The sequence below is a fragment of the Burkholderia sp. JKS000303 genome (genome assembly GCF_002563755.1).
GTDB lineage: Bacteria > Pseudomonadota > Gammaproteobacteria > Burkholderiales > Burkholderiaceae > Burkholderia > Burkholderia anthina_B.
Genome location: NZ_PDBZ01000002.1, coordinates 904,361 through 923,232 on the forward strand (window position 1 = coordinate 904,361; position 18,872 = coordinate 923,232).

The window sequence follows — 18,872 nt, forward strand, 5'->3', positions numbered from 1 at the left end:
GGTTATGCCGTGGCGGAAGCGCGCAGGCGTTCGACGATCTGGTTGTCCTTGCCCTGGACGCGCGGCGTCAGGACGAAGTCGAACTCGATGTCCTGGTACGCATCGGCCTTCATGCCGAGCGCGGCGCCACCGGTCTTGTCGGTGACGGGCGGGATCAGCTCTTCGCGCGTCGCATACGCGAAGTCATCCCAGATCAGCGGGTCGCCGTCGATGTTGAACTGCGTCGTCAGCTTGCGGTGGTCGTCGCTGGTCACGAAGAAGTGCACGTGCGCGGGGCGGTTGCCGTGGCGGCCGAGGCTGTCGAGCAGTTGCTGCGTCGCGCCCTGCGGCGGGCAGCCGTAGCCGACCGGCATCAGCGTGCGGAATTCGTACTTGCCGTCCGCGCCCGTCTTCACCGCGCCGCGCAGGTTGAAATCGCTCTGCTTGCCGGTCGGGTCGAAGTGCGAGTAGAAGCCGTGCGAGTTCGCGTGCCAGCACTCGACCAGCGCGCCGGCCACCGGCTTGCCGTCGACCCCGGTGACCGTGCCGTGGATCACGAGCGGGCCTGCGCCGTCGTCCGCGTCGAGGTCGATCTTCGCGACGCCGTCGCGCACCGGCGCACCGGCAACGTACAGCGGGCCTTCGATCGTGCGCGGCGTGCCGCCGTCGAGGCCGAGCGCCTCGTCCTCGGCGTCCATCCGGATGTCGAGAAACTTCTCGAGACCGAGGCCGGCGGCGAGCAGCGCCGCTTCGCCGTCCTGGCCGAGCTTGTTCAGGTAGTTCACGCCGGCCCACACTTCGTCGGGCGTGATGTCGAGATCGTCGATCGCCTTGAACAGGTCGCCGAGCAGGCGCAGCACGACCTGCTGCGTGCGCGCGTTGCCGCCGTCGCCGCCCGCGTTCGACGCGGCCTTCAGCAGATCCTGCACTTCCTTGGTATCGAAAACTTTGACGCTCATGATGGTGTCTCCACGTGTATTGGGGGAAAGGTGACCCGGAGTGTTCGCTGTCGGAAAACGGACGGCTCCGCGGCTCAAAGGTCGCCGTCGTGTATCGACGACGGGTGGCGACACAACGGCGTCACCGAAATCTTCATGTACGGGAACAGCGGCAGGCCGGTCAGGATCTCGTGCAGCTCGGCGTTGCCGGACACGTCGAACACGCTGTAGTTCGCGTATTCGCCGGCGATGCGCCAGATATGGCGCCACTTGCCGCTGCGCTGCAGATCTTGCGAATACGCCTTCTCGCGGGCCTTGATTTCGTCAGCCACCGCGGCCGGCATGTCGACCGGGATGTTGACGTCCATGCGTACGTGGAAAAGCATCGTGATGTCCTGATACGGTATCGGTTAGCGGGAGACTTTCGTCAGCCCGTCGCGGGTGAAGCGCGCGACCTTCGCTTCGTCGAGTTCGATGCCGAGACCGGGGCCTGCCGGCACGGTCAGCTCGAAATCGCTGTAGTCGAGCGGGGTCGTGAGAATCTCTTCGGTGATCAGCAGCGGTCCGAACAGTTCGGTGCCCCACTGCAGGTTCGCGAAGCTCGCGAACAGGTGCGCGGATGCGACCGTGCTGAACGCGCCTTCGAGCATCGTGCCGCCGTACAGCTCGATGCCGGCCGCGTCCGCGATCGCGGCGACGCGTTGCGCGGCGAACAGGCCGCCGCTCTGCTCGATCTTGATTGCGAACACGTCCGCGCCGTTCTGCTTCGCGATCTCGAACGCGCTGTCCGGGCCCTGCAGGATTTCATCGGCCATCAGCGCGACCGGGAAACGGCGCATCAGCCGCGCGAGCGCTGCCGCCGACGCAACCGGCTGCTCGACCAGTTCGCAGCCGGCATCGGCCAGCGCCGGAATCGCGCGCGCGGCCTGCGTTTCGCTCCACGCCATGTTCACGTCCACGCGCACCGACGCACGGTCGCCCACCGCGCGCTTGATCTCGGCCACGTGCCGGATGTCCACGTCGAGCGCCTTCGCGCCGATCTTCAGCTTGAACACGTTGTGGCGGCGCAGCTCGAGCATCCGCTCGGCTTCGGCGATATCGGTCGCCGTGTTGCCCGAGGCGAGCGTCCACGCAACCGGCAGCCGATCGCGGCGGCGCCCGCCGAGCAGTTCGCTGACCGGCACGCCGAGGCGCTTGCCGTGTGCATCGAGCAGCGCGGTTTCGAGCGCGCTCTTCGCGAAATGATTGACCTTCGCGAGCTTGCCGAGGAAGGCCATCAGCGTCTGGATGCGCGTCGCATCCTTGCCGATGATCGCCGGGGCGAGATACGCGTCGATCGCGAGCTTCATCGCCTCGGGGCTTTCCGGGCCGTAGGCCATCCCGGCGATCGTCGTGCCTTCGCCGAGGCCGGTCACGCCGTCGCTGCAGGTCACCTTCACCAGCATCAGCGTCTGGCCGTGCATCGTGGCAACCGACAGCTTGTGCGGACGGATCGTCGGCAGATCGACGAGGCGGGTTTCAATGCGTTCGATGGTGACTGAGGACATGGTGCACGCTGCAAGTGGGGAGTTCATGGGACGGATTTATACGCGGCGGGGAAATGGACCGTCCAATACTTTTGGTCGTGTTTTTTGATACCTGACAGGTATTGAAATGCGGCCTGAGGCACGGAATATTGCGGTGCGCCATACCTATTTTGGCTAGGTATGCAGGCCGGGAGGCTTGCTGGACAAGGAAGTCGCACACGCGGGCCACGGCTTGAACGGAAACGCGACGGCCGCTTTCCGGGCCGGCGAAACCGGCCGAAACCCGGCCGTCTGCAACGCCCGGCCAAGGGCGCATCAGGGTTTTCCTTAGATAGAAAATGACGCGCCGGGCGGTGGATCGCCCTCCCGGATGTCGATACCCGGCAATGGTCTGAATCTCAATCCGCGCGCGGCGCGCCACCCACGCGCTGTTCGGCTCACTCGGCGCGTCGTACTGCCTGTCGAAGCGCACGACGCGCCACGCGCAGGCCGCGGTCGTGCGCAACGCCGGCGATACCCGGCTCGGGCTCGTGACCGGCGACGGCCTGTCCACGACCCACACGCTGTTCGCGCCGGCCGGCACGACGACGATGGTCGATCCCGGCATCCGCCAGCTGTTCCGAGCGTCAACCGAATCCGCGGCGGGCATGGCAGCGCCTGCCGCCCGCCCCGTGACCCGTGTCCAGTTTCCGGACACGTGAACGCATGCCGCCACCGGTCGACGCGGGCGCCGCGGGTGGGAAGAAACCCGGATAGCCCGGGCTCGTCCCGCCCGCCTACCCTCGCGCGCATGCCGGTCGGGGCGGAGCAACGCCCGGCCCGGCGGGTCGGGAATTCTTCTGGAGCCAACATGAATAGCAGCAGCAACACCCCTCTGTTCGACGCCGACGTGTGGCGCGGCAAGACCTTCAACGGACGCTGGCACGCCAGCGCGCTCGCAGCCGACGTGATCGAACCGGCCACCGGCAACACGCTCGGCCGCATCGGCCTCGCAGACGGCGCGGCCATCGCCGACGCGGCGGCCGCCGCGCATCGCGCGCAGCCTGCGTGGTTCGGCCTGCCATACGACGAGCGCGCGGCCGTGCTGCGCCGCGCGGCAACCGTCGCCGAAACCCACTTCGACGCGATCGTCGACTGGCTCGTGCGCGAAAGCGGCTCGACGCGCGCGAAGGCAGCGTTCGAGACGTCGGTCACGATCAAGGCGCTGCATGAAGCGGCCGGGCTGCCGTCGCGCGCGGCCGGCGAAGTGCTGCCGTCGGCGGCCGGACGCCTGTCGCTCGCGCGCCGCCGCCCGCGCGGCGTGGTCGGCGTGATCTCGCCGTTCAATTTCCCGCTGTACCTCGCGATGCGCGCGGTCGCGCCGGCGCTCGCGCTCGGCAATGCCGTCGTGCTGAAGCCCGATCCGCGCACGGCCGTGTGCGGCGGCATCGCGATCGCCCGCGTGTTCGAACTCGCCGGCCTGCCCGAAGGCGTGCTGCACGTGCTGCCCGGCGACGGCGCGGCCGGCGCGGCGCTGGTCACCGATCCGCACGTCGCGATGATCCAGTTCACCGGCTCCACCGCGGCCGGGCGCAAGGTCGGCGAAGCAGCCGGCCGCCATCTGAAGAAGGTGTCGCTCGAACTCGGCGGCAAGAACTCGCTGATCGTGCTCGACGACGCCGATCTCGACCGCGCCGTCGCCAACACCGCGTGGGGCGCGTATCTGCATCAAGGCCAGATCTGCATGGCGACCGGCCGCGTGCTCGTGCAGCGCGCGATTCACGACCGCTTCGTCGCAAAGCTGGTCGAGAAGGCGCAAAGCCTGCGCGTGGGCGACCCCGCGACCGCGGACGTCGGCCTCGGCCCGCTGATCAATGCCGCGCAACGCGACCATGCGGCGAGCGTAGTCGACGCGGCCCGCCGCGCGGGCGCACGCGTCGAGACGGGCGGCGGCCATCGCGGCCTGTTCTTCGAGCCGACCGTGCTGAGCGGCGTCGCGCCGGGCAACCCGGCATTCGACGAGGAGATTTTCGGGCCGGTCGCGATCGTCGTGCCGTTCGATACCGACGAAGACGCGATCGCGCTCGCGAACCGGACCGAATACGGCCTGTCGATGGCTATCCTGTCGGCCGATGTCGGCCGCGCGCTGAAGCTCGGCGAGCGCCTGAACACGGGGCTGCTGCACATCAACGACCAGACGGTCAACGATGAAGTGATCAACCCGTTCGGCGGCGTCGGCGCATCGGGCAACGGTTCGAGCATCGGCGGCAGCGCGAACTGGGAAGAATTCACGCAGTGGCAATGGCTGACCATCAAGGGCGAAGCGCCGCTGTATCCGATCTGACGAGGAGACCCACCATGTATACCGAAAACGATACGCGCGCCGTCACCGCGGCCGTTGCACGCGCCGCCGGCGCGCCCTTTTCGATCGAATCCGCCCGGATCCGCGCGCCGCGCGGCGACGAGGTGCTGGTGCGCGTCGTCGCGACCGGCCTGTGCCACACCGACCTGATCGTGCGCGACCAGTACTACCCGGTGCCGCTGCCGGCCGTGCTCGGCCACGAGGGCGCGGGCGTCGTCGAAGCGGTCGGCCCGAACGTGAAGACACTCGCCGCGGGCGATCACGTCGTGCTGACCTACGGCGCATGCGGGCACTGCGCGTCGTGCGTCGGCGGCCACGGCGCATATTGCCGGCAGTTCTTCGGGCTGAATTTCGGCGGCGCCGATGCCGACGGCCAGACCGCGATCCGCGACGCAGCCGGGCAACCGCTGCACGATCACTTCTTCGCGCAATCGTCGTTCGCGAGCTACGCGCTTGCACGCGAGAACAACGCGATCAAGGTGCCGGCCGACGCGCCGCTCGAACTGCTCGGGCCGCTCGGCTGCGGCATCCAGACCGGCGCCGGCGCGGTAATCCATTCGCTCGCGGTACGCCCTGGCAGCAGCTTCGCGAGCTTCGGCGCGGGCGCGGTCGGTATGAGTGCCGTGATGGCCGCACGCGTCGCCGGCGCGACGACCATCATCGCCGTCGACATCGTGCCGTCGCGGCTCGCGCTGGCGCTCGAGCTCGGCGCGACGCATGCGATCAACAGCAAGCAGGTCGACGTCGTCGATGCGATTCGCGAGATCACCGGCGGCGGCGTCGACTTCGCGCTCGAATCGACCGGGCTGCCCGCCGTGCTGGCGCAAGGGATCGAAGCACTCGGCTCGCGTGGCACGATCGGCGTGGTCGGCGCGCCGAAGCTCGGCACCAAGGCCGAGTTCGACGTGAACAACCTGCTGCTCGGCGGCCGCTCGATCCGCGGCATCGTCGAAGGCGACAGCGTGCCGCAGACGTTCATTCCGCAACTCGTGCAACTGCATCTGCAAGGGCGGTTTCCGTTCGACCGGCTCATGAAGTTCTACCCGCTCGAGCAGATCAACCAGGCGGCGGAAGACAGCAGCAGCGGCATCACGCTCAAGCCGATCCTGCGTCTGCCGCATTGAGCGCGGCGCGCCGCCGCCGTCCGGGTTCGGACCGGCAACACCGGCGGCGGCGCGCCTTCGACAATGCCCGTCTTCGGGCACCGGGCTATATTACGCATTCGCGCGACACGCCGGGCCGGCACGCCCGGCCCGGACATTCGACCCCAAATGGAACGCAGCGTGAACACGGCCCCTGAATCCCTTTCACGGCCGGTCGACCTCGACCGGCTCCGCGCCCGCTTCGCGGCGGGCGAGCCGCTGCCGGAAACGGCGTTGCCGGCCAGCGTCGCGCGCTCGTGGCTGCGTTCGCGCGACGCCGGGCTGCGGCCGTGGCAAACCGCCCAGTACGACATGCTCGGCGAGCGCGACGAATCGCGCGCCGACCGGCGGCTGACCCGCTGCGTCGCGCAGGAGATCGAGCCGCTGTGGGCCGCGTTCGGCGGCAGCGACTGGACGATCATGTGCGTCAATCCGCGCGGCACGATCGTCCATGCGCGGCGCAGCCCGCAATGCGACGACGCGCTGCTGACGCCGATCGTCGCCGGGCGCAGCATCGTCGAACCCAACATCGGCACGACCGCGCCGAGCTGCGTGATTTACGACGGCGCCGAGACCGTCGTCGCGGGCGCGCAGCACTATCTCCACGAGTTGTCGCGGGTGTTCTGCCTGGCGGTGCCGCTGGTCGGTTTCGACGGCGAAGTGATCGGCGCGCTCGACATCACCGGCATCGGCCGGCGCAACGTCGTGCAACTGCGCGAGCAATTTCGGCACGCGGCGCTGTCCGCCGAGCAGCGGCTGTATGCGATGCTGCGCGACTGCCATTTGCTGCAGGTCCAGCATGACCCGCGCTGGCTCGACACGCCGCTCGCCGGCGTCGTCGCACTCGACGAAGCGGGCCGCGTGCGCGCGGTGAGCCGGCTGGCGCGGCAGATGCTCGATCTCGCACCGGCCGGACCGGTCGCACCGTACGATCTCCGGCAACTGTTTCCGGGCGCGACGCCCGTGCAGCAGCGCCGCTTGCTGACGCCGGCGCGCACGCCGCAGCGGATCGCGCGCGACGATGGTAGCCACGTATGGGTGCGCACCGTGCGTGCGCCGCTCGACCGGGCGACGACGGCGCGCCACGCCGACGTGCTCGAAGGCGCGGCCGACGTGTGCGGTGCCGTGCCGGTCGCCAGCCCGCAGGCGAGCCTGCACGAACAGTCGCTCGACGCGATCCGCCGGGCGCTCGCCGAGCACGACGGCAACGTGTCGGCAGCCGCGCGGCAACTGGGCATTTCACGCACGACGCTGTACGCGAAGCTCAGGCAGCTCGATGCAGCGGGGCTCGGGAACGACAAGCCGCATTGATGCATGCGGCGGGTGGCGTCGGGCGCGATGACGCTTACGCCACCGCCCGCCGCTCATGCAGCCGCAACGCGACCCACGCGATTCCCGCCGAGAAGATCCCTACCACGCCGCCGAACGTGCCGATCCACGGCAGCCCGAAATCCGCGGCGATATGGTTGCCGAGCAGCGCGCCGGCGCCGATCCCGACGTTGTACAGCCCCGAGAAGATCGACACCGCGAGATCGGTCGCATCGGGTGCGAGCTTCAGCACCCACGCCTGCATCGCGAGACCGAAACAGACGATCGCGCCGCCCCACACCAGCGTGTGGACCGACAGCGTGACGATGTTCAGCGCGCTCGGGAACAGGATCAGCAGGCACGCGGACAACGCAATGATCGACGCGAGCAGGAAATCGGCCGGCCGCTCCGGAAACACCCGATTGAAGCACAGCGCGGCCGGCACGCCGGCGACGCCGAACAGGATCAGCACGTAGGTAATCCGGCTGCTGCTCGCGTGATTGATGCTCTGCACGAACGGCTCGATGTACGTGTACGACGTGAAGTGCGCGGACACGACCAGCACGGTGATCGCGTACAGCGACACCAGCGCCGGCTTGCGCAGGAACGAGCCGATGCTGGCGAGCGAGCCGGCGCCCTGGCTCGGCAGCAGCGGCAGCGTCATGCGCAGCAACAGCAGCGCGACGGCTGCCGCCGCGCCGATCACGAGGAACGTGACGCGCCAGCCGAGCGCCTCGCCGATCACGCGTCCGAGCGGAATGCCGGCGACCATCGCGATCGCCGTGCCCATTGCGAGCAGGCTGAGCGCGCGGCTTTTCCGGTCGCTCGGCGCGAGCCGCACGGCCAGCGGGACGGAAATCGACCAGAACACCGCATGCGCGCACGCGATGCCGAGCCGACCGATCATCAGCACCGTGAAATTCCACGCGACGCCGGTGACGACATGGCTGCCGATGAACACCAGCAGCGCGCAGACCAGCAGCTTGCGGCGCTCGACGTGCCGCGTGACGAACGTGAGCGGCAGCGACACGACCGCGACCGCCCACGCGTAGATCGTCAGCATCAGGCCGACGGAGGTCGGCTGCATGTGCAGGCTGTCGCCGATCGCGCTCAATAGCGCGACGGGCACGAATTCGGTGGTATTGAAGATGAAGGCAGTGAGTGCCAGGGCCAGAACGCCCCACCACGACTGTTCGGAACTGACGGCGTCGGGGGTTGCCATACGGGGAATCGACGAAGAATGGGGGGCGCGGGCAGCCGGCCCGCGCGTCGCCGCGATTGTACCAGCGGCTCATGACACGCCGCTGCCGCGGCGGTCGACGGTTCGGCGGGACATGGCGATGACACGGCCGCGCGCCGATAATGTCATGCAACACAGGCACTTTTTGCGGACCAGACGCCCGAACGCCATCGGGCCAGGAGATTCACATGCGCATTGAAACGTCATTTCTGTTCGATCTCGACGGCACGCTCGTCGACAGCGTCTACCAGCACGTGCTCGCGTGGAAGGAAGCGCTCGATGCCGAGGGCATCGAACTGTCGGTGTGGCGCATCCATCGCAAGATCGGCATGAGCGGCGGCCTGTTCCTGAACCAGCTGCTGCGCGAGACGGCCGGCGACATCGACGCCGAGCGCGTCGAACGGCTCGCGCGCCTGCATGCGGCCGCGTACCAGCGGCTGCGCGCGCAGGTCCGGCCGCTGCCCGGCGCGCGCGAGCTGCTCGCCGCGCTGACCAACGCGGGCATTCGCTGGGCGATCGCGACCAGCGGCCGGATGGAAACGGCGGCCATCAACCTCGAAGCACTCGGCGTCGATCCGGCGAAGAACGTGGTCGTCACGCGCGACCAGGTCAAGTATGCGAAGCCGGACCCCGACCTGTTCCTGACCGCCGCCGCGAAGCTGAACGTGCCGATCGAACACTCGGTGGTGGTCGGCGACAGCATCTGGGACATGCTCGCCGCAAGCCGCTGCCGCGCGCTGGGGGTCGGGCTGCTGTCGGGCGGGTATGGCAGCGACGAGCTGGAACGCTCGGGCGCGCTGCGCGTGTACGACGATCCTGCGGATCTGCTGTGGCATCTCGACGAGATCGCGGCGCGGCCCTGAACCGGCCGCCTCGCCAGCATCGACCGGATTCTTCTCCGCGATCGCCTTCGTCGGATGCAGCTCCGGCGGGCACGCGTCGGTGCAGTTCAGCGTCCGGCACCGGGCGTCACCGGCGCGGCGCATACCGGTCGTCATGCGCCGCTCACACGAGCGGCCTCGAATATACCCCTCCCCCCTATATGGAATAGCAATTTCGTATATAGTCCCCCCCGCTATATGAAGGGACGACCATGAGCCACACCATCAAGGAAAAGCAGAAGCTGCTGAACCGTGTCCGCCGAATCAAGGGACAGGTCGAAGCGATCGAACGCGCGCTCGAAGACGAGCGCGGTTGCAACGAGATCCTGCGCCTCATCACGAGCGGCCGCGGCGCGATGAACGGCCTGCTCGCGGTCGTGCTCGAGGATCACATCCGCAGCCATCTGGTCGACGCCGAAGATCACCACGACGAAGGCAGCGCAACCGAACAGCTGATCGAAGTCGTTCACAGCTATTTCAAGTAACAGGGGGCTGAATGAACGGTTTCACGAACGATGCCTTTGGCGCAGGGCACGACCATATCTTTCTCGGCGCCGCGCACGAGCAGAACGAACGCAGGACCTGGATGGTCATCGCGCTGTGCGCGGCGATGATGGTGGCCGAGATCGTCGGCGGGTCGATTTTCGGCTCGCTGGCGCTGATCGCCGACGGCCTGCACATGTCGACGCACGCGGGGGCGATGCTGATCGCCGCGCTGGCCTATACCTACGCGCGCAGGCATGCGAACGATCCGCGCTTCGTGTTCGGTACCGGCAAGCTCGGCGACCTGGCCGGCTTCACGAGCGCGATCGTGCTCGCGATGATCGCGCTGCTGATCGGGTACGAAGCGATCGCGCGATGGCTGGCGCCCGTTCCGATCCATTTCGGCGAGGCGATTCCGATCGCGGTCGCCGGCCTGTTCGTCAACGTCGCGAGCGTCTGGCTGCTGAGCGGCGATCATCATGGTCATAGCCACGGTCATGGTCATGGCCACCATCACGGGCATGACCGTCACGATCACGGCAATCACGACCATGAAGAGGAAGCACACCGGATCTTCGATCGGCAGGGCATATTCGTCGTGTCGGTGTTCGAGGATGGCGTGCCGCCGGTTTTCCGCGTGGCGCCCGCGACGCACGAGACGCCGCGCGTCGATGCGAGCGCCGTGTCGGTGACGACGATTCGTCCGGACGGCACGCGGCAAACATTCGCGATGCAGGATCGCGGCGGCTACCTGGAATCGACCGCAGACATTCCCGAACCGCATGAATTCAGGGCGATCGTCAGCCTGAACGGCCGCGAGCACGAACTGGCGTTCGAGGAACACGACCATGGTGCGTCCGCCGCGGCGACACGCGATCACAACATTCGCTCCGCCTACATCCACGTGATCGCCGATGCGGCCGTGTCCGTGCTGACGATCGTCGGGCTGTTGCTCGCACGTGCGTTCGGCTGGTTGTGGATGGATCCGCTCGCCGGCATCATCGGCGCATTGGTGATCGCGAACTGGTCGTATGGCCTAATGCGCGATACCGGCGGCATCCTGCTCGACATGGATTCGGATCGCCGATTGACGGCGAACGTGCGCGGCGCACTCGAAGCGGGGGGCGACCGCGTCGACGACCTGCACGTATGGAGGCTCGGGCCGGGGCACATGAGTGCGGTGGTCTCGGTGGCGACGCCCGATTCGGAACGGAATCCGCAGTTCTATCACGCGCTTCTGCGACGCTTCAAGGAACTGTCGCACGTGACCGTCCAAGTCGTGACGGCCACCAAGGAGCACTGAGCATGGCGGTCAAGTCGCCGTGCACCGAAGTCTGTGCGTTCGACGCAAGAACCGGCTACTGCGTCGCGTGCCTGCGTACGCGCGACGAAGCACGTGCGTGGAAGAAAATGACGGACCATCGACGCCACCAGATCCTGAACGACCGCGCACGACGACAGGTCCGGCTGGCTCGCGAAACCTCACGGTGATCCCCATGCGGGGTAGCGCGACTTTCCGGATCGCGTACCCCGCTCGACACGCCATCGACATCGCCGCGCCCCATCCGGACACACACCCTGGAACTGGCGGGACGCCAGCAGCGGCCGCGGGACATCCTTGCGGGCCACGGCACGAAACCCAAACCGGCGAAATAGCCTTCCGCGGTCGTCGTCAACAACCGGATCGACCGGGTCGGCGGCATCGGTACGGTTCAGATCCCGCGCTGATTCACCCGCTTCGACAATTCCGCCGCGCTTTCCTTGCGCTCGCTGTACCGGTCGACCAGATACGGACCGATGTCCCGCGTAAGCAGCGTGAACTTGACCAGTTCCTCCATCACGTCGACGACCCGGTCGTAATAGGCCGACGGCTTCATCCGCCCCGCTTCGTCGAACTCCATGAACGCCTTGGCGACCGACGACTGGTTCGGAATGGTCAGCATGCGCATCCAGCGCCCCAGCACGCGCATCTGGTTCACCGCGTTGAACGACTGCGAGCCGCCGCTGACCTGCATCACCGCGAGCGTCTTGCCCTGCGTCGGCCGCACGGCGCCGACCGACAGCGGAATCCAGTCGATCTGCGACTTCATGATGCCGGTCATCGCGCCGTGTCGTTCCGGCGAGCACCACACCATCCCCTCCGCCCACAGCACCCGCTCGCGCAGCTCGACGACCTTCGGATGGCTCTCCGGCGCATCGTCGGGCAGCGGCAGGCCGCTCGGATTGAACACGCGCACCTCGGCGCCCATCGCCGCGAGCAGACGCGCGGCCTCCTCGACCAGCAGGCGGCTGAACGAGCGCTCGCGCAGCGACCCGTACAGCAGCAGGAAACGCGGCGGATGGGAGGATGGCGACGCCGGCCGCAAGCGGCTCGCATCCGGCACACGGAAAAGTTCGGGATCGAGCTGCGGCAGGTCGGTCAATCGGTCGGTCATGGATGTATTCCCGGGACGGGTCAAACGCACTCGTACCAGCCCTTCGACCGGTTCACGACGCGCACCACCAGCAGCATGACCGGCACTTCGATCAGCACGCCGACGACGGTCGCAAGCGCCGCGCCGGAGTGGAAACCGAACAGGCTGATCGCGGCCGCGACGGCCAGCTCGAAGAAGTTGGATGCGCCGATCAGCGCGGACGGGCACGCGACGTCGTGCTTCTCGCCCACCGCACGATTGAGCCAGTAGGCGAGCGCCGCATTGAAGAGCACCTGGATCAGGATCGGCACCGCGAGCAACGCGATCACCAGCGGCTGCTTCAGGATCGCTTCGCCCTGGAACGCGAACAGCAGCACGAGCGTCGCGAGCAGCGCGGCGATCGACCACGGGCCGATCTTCGCCATCGCGGCATCGAACGCGGCTTGCCCGCGCCGCAGCAGCCGCTTGCGCCAGATCTGCGCGAGGATCACCGGCATCACGATGTAGAGGACAACTGACGTCAGCAGCGTCGCCCACGGCACCGTAATCGCCGACATCCCCAGCAGCAGCCCGACGAGCGGCGCGAACGCGATCACCATGATGCTGTCGTTCAGCGCGACCTGCGACAGCGTGAACAGCGGGTCGCCGCCCGTCAGCCGGCTCCATACGAACACCATCGCCGTGCACGGTGCGGCGGCCAGCAGGATCAGGCCGGCAATGTAGCTGTCGAGCTGGTCCGCCGGCAGCATCGGCGCGAACAGCTGCCGGACGAACAGCCAGCCGAGGAACGCCATCGAAAACGGCTTGACGAGCCAGTTCACGACGAGCGTGACGCCGATCCCCTTCACATGCCGGCGCACTTCATGCAACGCGCCGAAGTCGACCTTCACGAGCATCGGGATCACCATCACCCAGATCAGCAGCCCGACCGGCAGGTTGACCTGCGCGTACCCGATGCGGCCGATCCGCTGGAACAGGCCGGGCAGCGCCTGGCCGAGCGCGATGCCGGCGACGATGCACAGCGCGACCCAGACCGTCAGGTAGCGTTCGAAAAAGCCGATCGCAGGCTTGGCAACGGCGTGGCGAGGCGGGATGACGTTGGACGTGTTCATCGGACAGGATTCAGGGCTGGAGAAACGCACGCGGCACACCGGCTCGCGGATGCCGTCGTGCGCGCCGTTCAGTTTCGAGAGACGGCGGCCAGCGCCGCCTCGAGTTCGGCGTTGCCCATGCGATCGAGCGGCAGCGCCAGCAGTTGCAGCATCCGGTAGCCGAGCGCCTCGCGCGTCAGTTCGAACGCGAGCCGCTTGCCGGCATCGCCGCCCGCCGCGTTCGACGGATCGGCGTAGCCCCAGTGCACTTTCACCGGACTGCCGGGCCAGTACGGGCAGGCTTCCGCAGCCGCGCTGTCGCATACCGTGATGACGATGCGCATGTGCGGCGCGCCGTCGCCGACGAATTCGTCCTGGCTTTTGCTGCGGTATCCGGTGACGTCGACGCCTGCGCGCGTCAGCACGTCCAGCGCGAACGGGTTGAGCCGGCCGCTCGGCGCGCTGCCGGCACTGTACGCGCGCACGTCGCGGCCGAGCCTGGCGGCCCAGTGGTTGAGCATGCCCTCCGCGAGCACGCTGCGCGCGGAGTTGTGGGTACAGAGGATCAGGACGTTGGTGGTCATCGGCGGGCCCAATTGCGTTTTTACGTTCGGTCGGAGCAAGAGGTCGAACACGCGGAAACCGGCGAGCACGGATTGCCGCCGCAGCAGTTCTCGGTGAGATAGCCGATAAGCCCGTTCATCGTCGCGAAGTTCGCGCAATAGAACACGAAGCGGCCTTCCTGGCGGCTCGTGACGAGCTGAGCGTGCGCCAGCTCCTTCAGATGAAACGACAGCGACGACGGCGGCACGTCGAGCAGCGCGGCGATTTGCCCGGCCGGCATGCCCGCCGGGCCAGCCTGCACGAGCGCGCGGAAGACGGCGAGGCGCGACTCATGCGCGAGCGCCGACAGGGCGGTGATGGTCTGATTCGTTTCCATGTTTCGATAATAGTCGAAATATCGAATGAATGGAATCGGCAGTTTGTGAACGGCGTACCGCCGGTGCGTCTGAAAAAACACACCTGCCACAGCGGTATCCGTGCGGTGGCATGCAGCATCTGCTCGATGCCGCGTCGCGCCGCGCCCCGGGTTGCGCAATTCGCACCGGACCACGCCCGCCGCAGCCGGCCCGCGCGGTCACGGGAGACCACCCGCGATCACTGGAGACGACGCGCCGCGTCGAGCATTGCATCGGTCAGCTCGACGGTCAGCGTCAGGTCGTCGTCGACGTCAGGCAGTGCGTCGAGCATGTCCTGCACGCTTTCGTGCAGCATCGTATGCACGCGCATGCGCGCACCGTCGTCGAGGTCCGCGTAGCGCTCCATCGTGTCGCAGTCGAGCGCGAGCACGACCGAATGCCGGGCAGCATCCGGCGGCGCGTCGGGCGCCATCGCCCACGCCGCATGAAACGTGATCCTGCCGGTAGCGGCATCGACATGGACCGTCGTATCGAAGCCGTCGGTATCGACCGCATCGGTGTCCAGTTCGGTGTCGTCGAACGAGATCCGGGAATTCGATTGCATGATGTCCTCCTGCGTGGCGGCCGCATGCCGGCCGCGAGCCGGCCGCGAGCCGGCACGACGCCATCGTCGTCGATAACCGCTGGAGCCGGCGCTGCCGGTGCCGCCGCCCGAGCCCGTCGCGCCCGACGAGCGGCCGTTGCCGGCCGCACCCGCGGCGCCGGCGCTCGCCGTCGTGTCGGCGTCGGCGAGCGCGTTCGGCGGTGTCGGCGGGCGTCAGGGCGCGCGCAACGCGCGGTCGAGCTCGAGGTTCGTCACGTCGAGCTCGACGCTGCATTCGATCTCGGCGTCCTCGACGCGCGGCTTGTGCTCGTCCACGGCGCGCCGCGCGAGATCGCAGAGCCGGGTGCGCACGCGCAGCCGGTCGGACGCGTCGAGCACCGCATAGCGCGCGAGCACGTCCGCGGCGAAGTGCAGGTCGACCACGCAGCGCCACTGGCGCGCGCTTTCATCGACCGGCACACGCACCCACGACACCTGGATCGCCAACCGCCCGGACGCGTCGTCCGCATGCACGACGACGGTCGACTCCGACGGGAACCCGTTCGCCAGCGCATGTTCGAGCTCGTCGATGCGCTGCGAACGGTCGGGCGACACCGTCATCGGCGCACGACACCCAGCAGCAGCGTGACCAGGAAGATCACGACGAAGATGTAGAACAGGATCTTCGCAATCTCGGCGGCACCGGCCGCAATGCCGCCGAAGCCGAACACGGCGGCGATGATCGCGATGACGAAGAAGATGATGGCGTATCGAAGCATGAACTCCTCCTGAAAAACAGTGACCGCGGGCGCCCGTCGCCGCCGGTCAAGAATCGCGCTTGTGCTTGGGTTTGCCGTGGGTCGGCGTCGAGGCCATTGTTTCGAGCGCCTTCTCGCTCATCGACCTGGCCATGGATTTCGACGGCGGTTTCAGGTCCTTCATTCTGGTGTCACCGCGCCTGGCCGACAGGGCGGCCCCCGCGGCGCGCTGCTGCGCCCGGGATTTCGCTGGCATGGCTTGCCTCCTTTCGTTGACGCGCGCGACTGCCGCGACACGCGGCCCGCGCGCGGGTCGACCGGGAGCACCGTCATGCGGCGGCGCGCCGCCGCAGCTCGGCCGGCGCAATCTTCATCGCCTGGCGATACTTGGTCACGGTACGACGCGCAAGAAGAATGCCGCGCCCCGCGAGGTTATGCGCGAGCGTGACGTCGGACAGCGGATCGTCGTGCCGTTCGGCCGCGATCATGTCGCGGATCAGCACCTTCGCGGCGGATGCCGAACACACGCCCTTGCCGGCGGCCTCCAGCTTGCGCGGGAAGAAGTGCTTGAACTCGAACGTGCCGTGCGGCGTGGCCATGTACTTGTTGCCCGTCGCGCGCGACACGGTTGATTCGTGGAGGTCGAGTTCTTCGGCGATGTCGCGCAGCACGAGCGGCTTCATCGCGATCTCGCCGTAGCGGAAGAAATCGCGCTGCCGCGCGACGATGCATTCGCCGACGCGCTGGATCGTGTCGAAGCGCTTTTGCACGTTGCGGATCAGCCAGCGCGCTTCCTGGAGCTGCTGGCCGAGCGGCGAATCGCGCTCGCCGCTCGACTGCGCGAACAGCGTCGCATAGCGTTCGTGCAGCCGCGCGCGCGGCAGTACCGCCGGGTTGATCGTCACGATCCATTCGTCGCGCACCTGGCGCACGATCACGTCCGGCACCACGTAGTCGCCGCGCGTGCTGCCGTAGTGACTGCCGGGACGCGGATCGAGCGCGCGCACCAGCGCGCACGCAGCCTGCATCATCAGCTGGCTGCAGCCGACGCGCCGCTGGATCTCCGCCGTCTCGCGCCGCGCGAGGCGTTCCAGATGCTCGCGCGCGATCACCTTCGCTTCCGCGAGCGCCGGCGTGCCGGCCGGAATCGCATCGAGTTGCAGCACGAGGCATTCGGACAACGAGCGTGCGGCGATCCCGGGGCGGTCGAGCATCTGCACGAGCCGCAGCGCGACCGCGAGATCCTGTTCCGACAGCAGCAGGGCCGGGTCGGCCGCGATCAGCAACTCGGCCAGTTCCTGGCGCAGGTAGCCGTCGTCGTCGAGCGCATCGATCACGAGGCGCGCCGCTTCGCGATCGCGCCGGTTCAGCGGATAGAGCCGCAACGCGTCGCGCAACTGCTGATTCAGCGACGGCTCGGCCGCCATCCATTCGCCGGGCGACAGCTCGCCGCCGTCGTCGCCCTGGCGGCCCGCGCCGCGCGGGGCGGGTGCGGCCGTGTACGACACCTCGCCGTCCGGCGGGCGGACGTCGTCGCGCTCAGGTGGCGTCTCCGGCGCGGCCGCTTCGGCGGCGGGTTCGGGCGTCTCGGCGGCAACCTCGTCTTCGCCCTGCCCGTCTTCGAGAAATGGATTCGAGTCGAGCGCCTGCCGCAATTCCTGCTGGAATTCGAGCGAAGACAACTGCAGCAGACGAAGCGACTGCTGCAGCCTCGGCGTGAGTGCCAGATGCTGTCGCATCTGCAACGCAAGCGTGACGGACATCGATGCCCTCCTGACAGTGTGCGGGTTTCGTGTGCACGAACAAGCAGCTTTCATGCCAGACCGACCGAACCCCGTCCATCGCGGCTCACGGGGGTTCACACCCCATTATCGGGGGCACGGGGAACTGCTTTTTTTCAAGCGGCGGGAAGTTATGGGGCACGGAATTCGCGCAGCGCCGCCGGTCGCGAAAAACCGTCCTTCGCGCCTGCATACGAGGATCCGGTGCGCCGTGCCTTCGCTACACCGCGGGCTGCAAAACTTTCAACGGCATCGCGCTAGCCGTCGCACGCCACCATCACGAGCCACAACTCGGGACCGTTGTCGCGCACCCGTGCCGCGAGCGCATACGGATCGGCCGCACGCACGGCACGCCGCTTGCTGAACTTGCTGAACCCGACGGCCCGCACTCACCCCGCCCAACCCGCAAGGAGAACTTCATGCATCGCGTCAATGAAATCATGTCGCAGGACGTCGTGCGCATCGCGCCGACCGACTCGATCCGTCATGCGGCGCAACTGATGGAGCGCTACGACATCGGCGCGCTGCCCGTGTGCGACAACAACCGGCTGATCGGCATGGTCACCGACCGCGACCTCGCGGTGCGGGCGATCTCGGCCGGCAAGCCGCCTGAAACGCGGATCCACGAAGTCGCGTCGGGCCCGATCGAATGGTGTTTCGAGGACGATTCGCTGGAAGAGATCCAGCACTACATGGCCGACGCGCAGTTGCGCCGTCTGCCCGTCGTCGATCACGACAAGCGGCTGGTCGGCATGCTGTCGCTCGCGGACATCGCGACGCGCACGGCCGGCCCGGCGCGCGACGACGTCGCGAACACGCTCGAGGGCGTGTCTCAGCCAAAGCAGCCGTGACGGAGCGATCCCCGCTTCGCCCCGACGACCCGTGCGACCCGCAGGGCCCGCTCCGGGCACGGTCGCGCCCCACGCGGCCAGGAGGACAACCATGCAGACTCCCGATCAAGGACAGACCCGCATCATCGGCAAGGGCGCCGCGACCGCGGCCGGCCCCGGCCCGGACGTGATGGCGGCCGATACGCTGGCAGGCAACAGGGTCTATACGACCGATGGCGACGATGTCGGCAAGATCAAGGACATCATGCTCGACGTGCGCTCGGGCCGCGTCGCGTATGCCGTGCTGTCGAGCGGCGGCCTGCTCGGCATCGGCGACAAGCTGCTCGCGATGCCATGGAGCGCGCTCACGCTCGATACCGAACGCAAGTGCTTCCTGCTGTCGGTATCGTCCGAGCGGATCCGCAACGCGCCGGGCTTCGACAAGGATCACTGGCCGGCGATGGCCGACCCGCAATGGGCCGAGCCGCTGCACGCGTTCTACGGGAGCGCGCCGTACTGGCGCGCCGGCGACGCGCTCGGGCTGACGGATCCGACCGAGGAACTGGACGACCCGCATGCGCGCGACGAGCGGCATTGATTGCGCGAACCGGCGCCGGTTCGCCGGCGCCGCTGCGAAACGCCCTGCGTTGCGCGGGG

The 18,872-nt window shown here is 67.9% G+C and carries 24 protein-coding genes; 10 read left to right on the plus strand and 14 right to left on the minus strand.

What is annotated here, in order from left to right; all coding sequences use genetic code 11:
- Window positions 1-2 precede the first annotated feature (2 nt).
- The 3 genes from catA to BX604_RS26180 all read right to left on the minus strand — a co-directional run bounded on the left by catA (window position 3) and on the right by BX604_RS26180 (window position 2,464).
- A complete protein-coding gene (catA, locus tag BX604_RS26170; RefSeq protein ID WP_098553692.1) occupies window positions 3-938 on the minus strand; it encodes a catechol 1,2-dioxygenase in 936 nt (311 codons plus the stop codon).
- Between the two features lie 74 nt (window positions 939-1,012).
- Window positions 1,013-1,303, minus strand: a complete 291-nt coding sequence (catC, locus tag BX604_RS26175; RefSeq protein ID WP_096507061.1) for a muconolactone Delta-isomerase — start codon at window positions 1,301-1,303, stop codon at window positions 1,013-1,015.
- A gap of 24 nt (window positions 1,304-1,327) precedes the next feature.
- Window positions 1,328-2,464: a muconate/chloromuconate family cycloisomerase gene (locus BX604_RS26180; protein WP_098553693.1), complete on the minus strand. Its 1,137-nt coding sequence runs from the start codon at window positions 2,462-2,464 to the stop codon at window positions 1,328-1,330.
- Window positions 2,465-2,940: 476 nt separating this feature from the next.
- On the opposite strand from BX604_RS26180, the gene BX604_RS26185 reads away from it, so the two are divergent.
- From BX604_RS26185 to BX604_RS26200, 4 genes are all read left to right on the plus strand, one after another.
- Window positions 2,941-3,144 carry a hypothetical protein gene (locus BX604_RS26185; RefSeq protein ID WP_098553694.1) on the plus strand — a complete coding sequence of 68 codons (204 nt, stop codon included), beginning with the start codon at window positions 2,941-2,943 and terminating at the stop codon, window positions 3,142-3,144.
- 149 nt (window positions 3,145-3,293) lie between these two features.
- A complete protein-coding gene (locus BX604_RS26190; RefSeq protein ID WP_098553695.1) occupies window positions 3,294-4,766 on the plus strand; it encodes a benzaldehyde dehydrogenase in 1,473 nt (490 codons plus the stop codon).
- Window positions 4,767-4,780: 14 nt separating this feature from the next.
- Complete coding sequence (locus BX604_RS26195; protein WP_098553696.1) at window positions 4,781-5,908, plus strand: NAD(P)-dependent alcohol dehydrogenase; 1,128 nt, start codon at window positions 4,781-4,783, stop codon at window positions 5,906-5,908.
- Between the two features lie 159 nt (window positions 5,909-6,067).
- Entirely contained in the window at window positions 6,068-7,237 is a 1,170-nt protein-coding gene (locus tag BX604_RS26200) for a helix-turn-helix domain-containing protein (protein WP_257146429.1), read from the plus strand.
- Between the two features lie 34 nt (window positions 7,238-7,271).
- Here BX604_RS26200 and BX604_RS26205 read toward each other — a convergent pair whose 3' ends face one another.
- Window positions 7,272-8,456: a sugar transporter gene (locus tag BX604_RS26205; protein WP_098553698.1), complete on the minus strand. Its 1,185-nt coding sequence runs from the start codon at window positions 8,454-8,456 to the stop codon at window positions 7,272-7,274.
- Between the two features lie 206 nt (window positions 8,457-8,662).
- Between BX604_RS26205 and BX604_RS26210 the strand changes: the two genes are divergently transcribed.
- The 4 genes from BX604_RS26210 to BX604_RS26225 all read left to right on the plus strand — a co-directional run bounded on the left by BX604_RS26210 (window position 8,663) and on the right by BX604_RS26225 (window position 11,329).
- Window positions 8,663-9,337, plus strand: coding sequence for an HAD family hydrolase (locus BX604_RS26210; protein ID WP_098553699.1), 675 nt, complete (start codon window positions 8,663-8,665; stop codon window positions 9,335-9,337).
- 230 nt (window positions 9,338-9,567) lie between these two features.
- Window positions 9,568-9,840, plus strand: coding sequence for a metal/formaldehyde-sensitive transcriptional repressor (locus BX604_RS26215; RefSeq protein WP_096503105.1), 273 nt, complete (start codon window positions 9,568-9,570; stop codon window positions 9,838-9,840).
- 11 nt (window positions 9,841-9,851) lie between these two features.
- Window positions 9,852-11,141 (plus strand): CDF family Co(II)/Ni(II) efflux transporter DmeF, encoded by a 1,290-nt coding sequence (gene dmeF / locus BX604_RS26220; protein ID WP_098553700.1) that lies wholly within the window; start codon window positions 9,852-9,854, stop codon window positions 11,139-11,141.
- A gap of 2 nt (window positions 11,142-11,143) precedes the next feature.
- Window positions 11,144-11,329: a DUF1289 domain-containing protein gene (locus BX604_RS26225; RefSeq protein WP_179894884.1), complete on the plus strand. Its 186-nt coding sequence runs from the start codon at window positions 11,144-11,146 to the stop codon at window positions 11,327-11,329.
- A 221-nt stretch (window positions 11,330-11,550) separates the two neighbouring features.
- On the opposite strand, the gene arsH is transcribed toward BX604_RS26225, so the two are convergent.
- The 10 genes from arsH to BX604_RS39755 all read right to left on the minus strand — a co-directional run bounded on the left by arsH (window position 11,551) and on the right by BX604_RS39755 (window position 17,774).
- On the minus strand, window positions 11,551-12,273 hold the full coding sequence (arsH, locus tag BX604_RS26230) for an arsenical resistance protein ArsH (protein WP_098553701.1): 723 nt from the start codon (window positions 12,271-12,273) through the stop codon (window positions 11,551-11,553).
- 20 nt (window positions 12,274-12,293) lie between these two features.
- Window positions 12,294-13,364, minus strand: coding sequence for an ACR3 family arsenite efflux transporter (arsB, locus tag BX604_RS26235; protein ID WP_098553702.1), 1,071 nt, complete (start codon window positions 13,362-13,364; stop codon window positions 12,294-12,296).
- 68 nt (window positions 13,365-13,432) lie between these two features.
- On the minus strand, window positions 13,433-13,927 hold the full coding sequence (locus BX604_RS26240; protein WP_098554057.1) for an arsenate reductase ArsC: 495 nt from the start codon (window positions 13,925-13,927) through the stop codon (window positions 13,433-13,435).
- Between the two features lie 20 nt (window positions 13,928-13,947).
- Window positions 13,948-14,283, minus strand: coding sequence for an ArsR/SmtB family transcription factor (locus BX604_RS26245; protein WP_098553703.1), 336 nt, complete (start codon window positions 14,281-14,283; stop codon window positions 13,948-13,950).
- 218 nt (window positions 14,284-14,501) lie between these two features.
- Complete coding sequence (locus tag BX604_RS26250) at window positions 14,502-14,867, minus strand: DUF3022 domain-containing protein (RefSeq protein WP_098553704.1); 366 nt, start codon at window positions 14,865-14,867, stop codon at window positions 14,502-14,504.
- Window positions 14,868-15,080: 213 nt separating this feature from the next.
- Window positions 15,081-15,467, minus strand: coding sequence for a DUF3022 domain-containing protein (locus BX604_RS26255; RefSeq protein WP_098553705.1), 387 nt, complete (start codon window positions 15,465-15,467; stop codon window positions 15,081-15,083).
- Complete coding sequence (locus BX604_RS26260; protein WP_006498332.1) at window positions 15,464-15,625, minus strand: DUF1328 family protein; 162 nt, start codon at window positions 15,623-15,625, stop codon at window positions 15,464-15,466. The genes BX604_RS26255 and BX604_RS26260 overlap by 4 nt, the downstream gene beginning before the upstream one ends.
- A gap of 46 nt (window positions 15,626-15,671) precedes the next feature.
- Entirely contained in the window at window positions 15,672-15,860 is a 189-nt protein-coding gene (locus tag BX604_RS26265) for a DUF3008 family protein (protein ID WP_098553706.1), read from the minus strand.
- A 73-nt stretch (window positions 15,861-15,933) separates the two neighbouring features.
- Window positions 15,934-17,367: an RNA polymerase factor sigma-54 gene (gene rpoN / locus BX604_RS26270; RefSeq protein WP_098553707.1), complete on the minus strand. Its 1,434-nt coding sequence runs from the start codon at window positions 17,365-17,367 to the stop codon at window positions 15,934-15,936.
- A 275-nt stretch (window positions 17,368-17,642) separates the two neighbouring features.
- Entirely contained in the window at window positions 17,643-17,774 is a 132-nt protein-coding gene (locus tag BX604_RS39755; protein WP_257146430.1) for a hypothetical protein, read from the minus strand.
- Between the two features lie 30 nt (window positions 17,775-17,804).
- Here BX604_RS39755 and BX604_RS26275 point away from each other — a divergent pair, with 30 nt between their 5' ends.
- Together BX604_RS26275 and BX604_RS26280 are read left to right on the plus strand one after the other, a co-directional pair.
- A complete protein-coding gene (locus BX604_RS26275; protein WP_098553708.1) occupies window positions 17,805-18,236 on the plus strand; it encodes a CBS domain-containing protein in 432 nt (143 codons plus the stop codon).
- A gap of 91 nt (window positions 18,237-18,327) precedes the next feature.
- The gene (locus BX604_RS26280) at window positions 18,328-18,813 is read left to right on the plus strand and encodes a PRC-barrel domain-containing protein (protein WP_098553709.1); all 486 of its coding nucleotides are present in this window, start codon (window positions 18,328-18,330) and stop codon (window positions 18,811-18,813) included.
- The last annotated feature ends 59 nt before the right edge of the window (window positions 18,814-18,872 follow it).